General features: G+C 66.4%; 2 protein-coding genes. One reads left to right on the top strand and one right to left on the bottom strand.

The features are described 5' to 3' along the window. Window positions 1-109 precede the first annotated feature (109 nt). The gene (locus tag JOZ76_RS09290) at window positions 110-1,834 is read right to left on the bottom strand and encodes an outer membrane beta-barrel protein (protein WP_441300001.1); all 1,725 of its coding nucleotides are present in this window, start codon (window positions 1,832-1,834) and stop codon (window positions 110-112) included. A 211-nt stretch (window positions 1,835-2,045) separates the two neighbouring features. Between JOZ76_RS09290 and JOZ76_RS09285 the strand changes: the two genes are divergently transcribed. Next, on the top strand, window positions 2,046-2,593 hold a 548-nt coding region (locus tag JOZ76_RS09285), incomplete at its 3' end, for a KpsF/GutQ family sugar-phosphate isomerase (RefSeq protein ID WP_291698329.1).

The raw sequence follows: 2,593 nt of genomic DNA, 5'->3' as shown, positions 1-2,593 counted from the left end.
TCTGCTGCCCTTCGTATGCGTGACCATGACGGAGAGCGCGAGCAGAAATCGAACCGTTCCCACCTTTTTGCCTTTGGTGCGATAAGCTCGCCGAAAATGATCGATCGCGTCAGTTCTGCAATCTCACGCCGAGCATCACGACCGTCGAGGCCGAGCTCGAGCCCACCTCGTTGGACTGGAGCACGTCGTGGCGCAGCGTGCCCTTGATCCAGAGATTGCGGGTGAGCTTGTGGATCAGATCGCCCTCGGCCGACCAGGTCCGGTCGGTGCGGCCAAAGCCCTGGTAGTCGAGCGTGCCGTAGGAGAATTTTCCGATTGCAGTGAGCCAGCGGCGGAAGTCGTGGTCGACCTCGATCGTATAGGTGTGCACCAGGACGCCGGACGCGCCGGGCAGCGTGGTCTCCGCGACCTGGGTGTCGGCATTGAAGCGCGCGGTGGTCAGTCCCGAGACCTGCCAGACCAGCGAGCCCGCGGTCAGAAAACCGTCGAGTCGGCTCAGCCGCGGATCGATGTAGTTGCGCGCGGCATAGCCGATCGAGACCTCGCCAGTCAGGAGCCGCGTGAGCTCGAACGAGGTGCCGGCCTTGGCGTAGCCGCCGGAGGAATCGCGTTCAAAACCGCTGCGATCGAATTTTTGGTCATGCACGCGCGAGTCGCCCTCGATCTCGGCGAACGGTTTCACGCCCGGCGTCACCTCGTAGGAGATGCGCCCGACCCCGCCATACTGGTTGAAGTTGCGGTCGTCGTTGGAAGAGAAGGTGCCGTCGGTGAGCTTGCTCTGCTGGTAGGTGGTGCGGTCGATCGTTCCGCCGGCGGAGACCTGCAGGCGGTTGAAGTTTTGGTCGAACCCGGCGGTGCCGCCAAAGCTCGTCGCCAGCGGATAGCGCGCGAGCCCCGCCTGGATGTTCGGGCTGCCGGGATTGTCGGTCGCAACGTGCAGGCGGGTCTGCGCGGTGAGGCGGAGATCGCGGCTGACGTCGAGCCGGCCGTCGACGTGACCGGTGAAATCAGGACGATCGATATCGGTCGGCGCCGGGTTCGGCGCGCCGTCGATGGTCGCGGGCAGGCTGCCGCCATAGCCGGTGAAGGAGCCGCGCAGATCGGCGACCAGCGCATGGCGCTCCCAGTCGGACACGGCCAGGAATTCCGGCGCGACCACGTAAGTCGCCAGGCCCCGTGGTGCATTGAGGCGGGCGGGATTGGTGCCGTAGCCGCCGGACACTTCGACCGCCGATTTGACGAGAAAACTGCCGGCGTAGTCGCCGACCGCACCGAACGGATCGTCGTCGGTCCTGAGCCGCTTGCGCGGCGGCTGGCCCGGCACATTGCCGGCCATCGCGGGCGCGACCGGCGGCCTGTTGGCAGCCTCCGATGGCGGGATCGACAGCCGCAACTGTCCCGACAGGTTTGGCCTCGGCGCGTCCGGCGGCGGCGAGCCGGGACCCGGCGGCGGCTCGGGGCGGTCCTGGGCAGGATAGTATTTCGGTTTCTTCCGCGTGCGGTTGAACGAATCATAGCCGGTGTCAGCGGCGCTACTCGCAGCAGGCAAGCCATAGCTCGGCACCGCACCGGTCCGCGACGTCCCCCTGAGGTCGCCATCGGATCGCCTGACGTCGCGGCCCGGATCGGGCGGCGACGGATCGTCGATGCCGGCGGTACGGCGCAGCGGCGAGTTCTGCGGCTGCAAAAAACCGTCGCGCTCGGGGCGGAACAGATCGGACGTCAGGCTCTGCGCGCGGATCGCCACCGGGGGAGCGATCAGCGCAACGCAGGGCAGGAGCACGCACAGAACACGCGCGCGCCATCCCTGGCCCGTGGCAAGACCCCAACCCACAATGAAAAAACCCCAGCCTGATCACATACTTCGCCGAACGGTTCCCGCCTCGCGAAGCCGGAAAAACGTCGTTAAAGGAGTTAAAACAATTATGGTTAATGGGCGGTTGAGAGCGCTGTTGGCGGCTTCGCCGGAGCCGCTGGCCCATGGTAAAGAAGCCATCATCGGCATCGGCGCATGCCGCCCCGCCGTCTCTTTTGGGAACGAGTTCATGCCAAGTCCGACCTCGCCGATCGCCTCGACCGGCACCGCCTCCGCCAGCGATGCCGTGCAGTCCGCGCTTCGGACGCTGGAGATCGGCAGCCACGGCATCGCCGCGGTCGCGACCGCGCTGAAAGGCCCGCTCGGGTCGCCCTTTGCCGAGACCGTGGCCTTGATCCGACAAGCGAGCGGCCGTGTCATCGTCACCGGGATCGGCAAATCCGGTCACATCGCGCGCAAGATCGCCGCCACGCTCGCCTCGACCGGCACGCCGGCCTTTTTCGTGCACACCGCGGAAGCCAGCCATGGCGACCTCGGCATGATTACACCCGACGACGTCATCGTGGCGCTGTCCTGGTCCGGCGAGCAGCCGGAGATGAAGAACCTCGTCAACTATTCCGCGCGCTTTGCGATCCCGATGATCGCGATCACCTCGAATGCCGCCTCCTCGCTCGGCCAGGCGGCGCGGATCGTGCTGGAACTGCCGAAAGCGCGCGAGGCCTGTCCGCACAATCTGGCGCCGACCACCTCGACGCTGATGCAGGCCGCGATCGGCGA

The sequence above is a fragment of the Bradyrhizobium sp. genome (assembly GCF_019244115.1).
Lineage (GTDB): Bacteria > Pseudomonadota > Alphaproteobacteria > Rhizobiales > Xanthobacteraceae > Bradyrhizobium.
The sequence above is the reverse complement of the archived record's forward strand: the minus strand, read 5'-3'. Positions and strand labels throughout refer to the sequence as shown.